Source organism: Candidatus Infernicultor aquiphilus (assembly GCF_002784285.1).
GTDB classification, from domain to species: Bacteria; Atribacterota; Phoenicimicrobiia; order Phoenicimicrobiales; family Phoenicimicrobiaceae; genus Infernicultor; species Infernicultor aquiphilus.
Window position 1 is genome coordinate 1 of the sequence record NZ_PFKO01000249.1, and the last position, 3,098, is coordinate 3,098.

The 3,098-nt window shown below is 33.6% G+C and carries 3 protein-coding genes; all 3 read left to right on the forward strand.

Annotated features, from left to right (window positions below):
• Window positions 1-218: 218 nt before the first annotated feature.
• Entirely contained in the window at window positions 219-2,099 is a 1,881-nt protein-coding gene (gene ftsH / locus COZ07_RS06660; protein WP_406607789.1) for an ATP-dependent metallopeptidase FtsH/Yme1/Tma family protein, read from the forward strand.
• Between the two features lie 94 nt (window positions 2,100-2,193).
• Entirely contained in the window at window positions 2,194-2,409 is a 216-nt protein-coding gene (locus tag COZ07_RS06665) for a hypothetical protein (RefSeq protein ID WP_406607790.1), read from the forward strand.
• A 254-nt stretch (window positions 2,410-2,663) separates the two neighbouring features.
• The coding region (locus COZ07_RS06670) for an ABC transporter substrate-binding protein (RefSeq protein ID WP_406607791.1) at window positions 2,664-3,098 on the forward strand (435 nt) is incomplete at its 3' end.

A 3,098-nucleotide genomic window follows, 5' to 3' on the forward strand; every position in this document is an offset into this window, starting at 1 on the left:
TGTTAGTGCAAACTTTAGTGGGGTAGTTAGACAGAAAGAAGAATGCTACTTTTTCTATCTTTTCTTTCGCTTTCTTAACTATATACTCGATACTATATACTCGATACTATATTTCGTTGTATTTGTTTTTACTTAGGAAATATGCTAAAATTATTTTGTGGTAAGGTTATATTAATATTTTAATACCTACTAAAAATTTTAAAAAGGAGAAACTTTTATTGTCTAATATACCTAATAATTTAAATAAAAAGAATTTAAAAGGAAATAAAAATTATAGAAACATAGGTCTGTATTTACTGGTGTTAATTATAACAGTTTCAATTATAAGTTCATTTTTTGAGCCTAAGTCTACTACCAGTCAAGAACTTACTTATTCTCAATTTCTAAAAGAAATCGAAACAAATAATATGTCTAAAGTTACTATTATTAATAATTCAATTACTGGTACGCTCATAGATGGTACAAATTTCTCTACCTATTCACCTAATGATCCAGAGTTGATCAATATCCTTCGAAGTAAAAATATAATAATAGAAGCTAAACCTCCCGTAGAGGTTTCCTGGTGGATGCGTTTACTTTCATCTATCTTGCCTATGCTTTTAATTATTGGTGTATGGATATTTATGTTACAGCAGATGCAGGGGGGAGGAAATAAGGTTATGTCCTTTGGCAAAAGTAGAGCTAAACTTTTAGGCAAAGAAACCCCCAAAATTACTTTTAAGGATGTGGCTGGAATTGATGAAGCAGCAGAGGAAGTTCAAGAAGTAATTGACTTTTTAAAAAATCCGGCTAAATTTAAGAAATTGGGTGCAAAAATACCTCGAGGGATTTTACTTTATGGACCACCAGGGGTAGGTAAAACCTTGCTAGCTCGAGCTATTGCCGGTGAAGCAGAAGTACCCTTTTTTAGTATTAGTGGATCTGATTTTGTGGAGATGTTTGTAGGAGTTGGTGCTTCTCGAGTAAGAGATTTATTCAAACAAGCCAAAGCCAATGCCCCCTGTATTATTTTTATGGATGAAATCGATGCGGTAGGAAGACATCGAGGAGCTGGTTTAGGAGGAGGGCATGATGAAAGAGAGCAGACCTTAAACCAACTATTGGTAGAAATGGATGGTTTCGATCAAAATATAGGTGTAATAATGGTCGCTGCCACTAACCGTCCGGATATCTTAGATCCTGCACTACTGCGGCCGGGAAGATTTGATCGGCGGATTGTCATAGATAGGCCTGATATAGTAGGACGGGAAGGAATTTTAAAAATCCATGCCCGAGGTAAACCCTTGGCTAAAGAGGTGGATATTAAGGTTTTAGCCAGAAGGACTCCCGGTTTTGTGGGTTCTGATTTAGCCAATATGGTAAATGAAGCTGCCCTATTGGCCTCCAGAGAGGGTAAGAATGAAATCGGAATGGAAGAATTCGAAGCTGCTATAGATCGGGTTATTGCCGGACCAGAAAGAAAGAGTAGGTTAATTAGTGATAAAGAGAAAGAGATAATTGCTTATCATGAGTCGGGGCATGCTATTGTAGCTAAGATGTTACCTAATTCTGATCCAGTGCATAAAGTTTCCATTATCCCTCGAGGCAATGCTATTTTAGGTTATACTTTACAGCTTCCTACCCAGGATAGATACCTAATTAGTAAGTTAGAATTAATGGATAAATTAGCAGTTTTATTGGGGGGGAGAGTGGCTGAAGATATAATATTTAAAGATGTCACTAGCGGTGCGCAGAATGATCTGGAAAGAGCTACCAAAATTGCCCGCCAAATGATAACTGAGTACGGTATGAGTGAAGTTTTAGGACCGGTTACTTTAGGAAGAAAAGAACATGAAATATTTTTAGGCAGAGATATTTCCCAAGAACGTGATTATAGTGAGGAGATTGCCAATAAAATAGACAAAGAAGTTAGAGAAATTGTGGAAAGTGCTTATTCTAAAGCCAAAGATATTTTAACTAAAAATAAAAGCAAATTGAAAAAGATTGCCCGTAATCTAATTGAAAGAGAAACTTTAGAAGGAAAAGAATTGGATGATTTATTAAATGGTGTAAAGTTAGCTAACTTAAGCAAATTTAAGGCAAACTTTTTATTAATTTAAAAATAATTATAATTAGTCGTTAGTATAGAAATGCAGTAGGGTAGCTAACTAACTAAATACTAACGACTAAATGGAAATGGAGAGGTGATTTAAAATGAAAGAGAAAGATATTAAACCCAACAAAGGAAAAGAAGATAAGGAAGAAATAGATAAAAAAAAGAAAGAAGAATGGCTTAAAAAAGAAAAAACAACGATGATTGAGCAAAGGAAAGAATATATAAACTATATTAAAGGGGTAATGCAAAAAAAAGGGTTTAATCCAAAATTAAGGAAGGATAAATTTTCAAGTGGAGTGAGGGGGAGAGGATAAGAGAAAAATATTAAAAATTTTTTTAAAAAAGAAGGAATTTTAAGATAAGATATCGTAGTATATGTAAATAGTGAATATTGATTCGCCTTTTCGCGGAATAATAGTTGTTAAATAAAGTGTAATTTGTATAATTAATTAAAAAATGAGAAAAAGTGAAAAGGCAAATTAAATTGAAAAGGGAGGTGAGAAAAAGAAATATAAGCATTTAAGAAATTAATTTTATTTAATAAAAAATTAAAGGAGGAATTAATCTTATGAAACGTAATCTATTAGCAATGGGGTTATTATTAGCCCTAATTATGTTATTTGCTTCATTTAGCTTTGCAGAAGTAAAAAATCCTGACACCATGATATTGGCAACTATAGGAGGCCCTGAATCGATGGATCCTCACTGGGCTTATGATACTGCTAGCGGAGAGGTTATCTATAACTGCTATGATAACTTGATTAATTATAAAGGTGAAAGCACTTCTGAGTTTGTACCCATGCTGGCCACCGAAGTTCCAACAGTAGAGAATGGGCTCATTAAAGATGATGGTTTAACCTACATTTTTACGATAAGAAAAGATGTAAAATTTCATAATGGAGATATTCTTACTCCAGAAGATGTAGCTTATAGTATTAAGAGAGCTTTAATATTTGATAGAGCTGGTGGTCCAGTATGGATGCTTTTTGAACCATTATTAGCC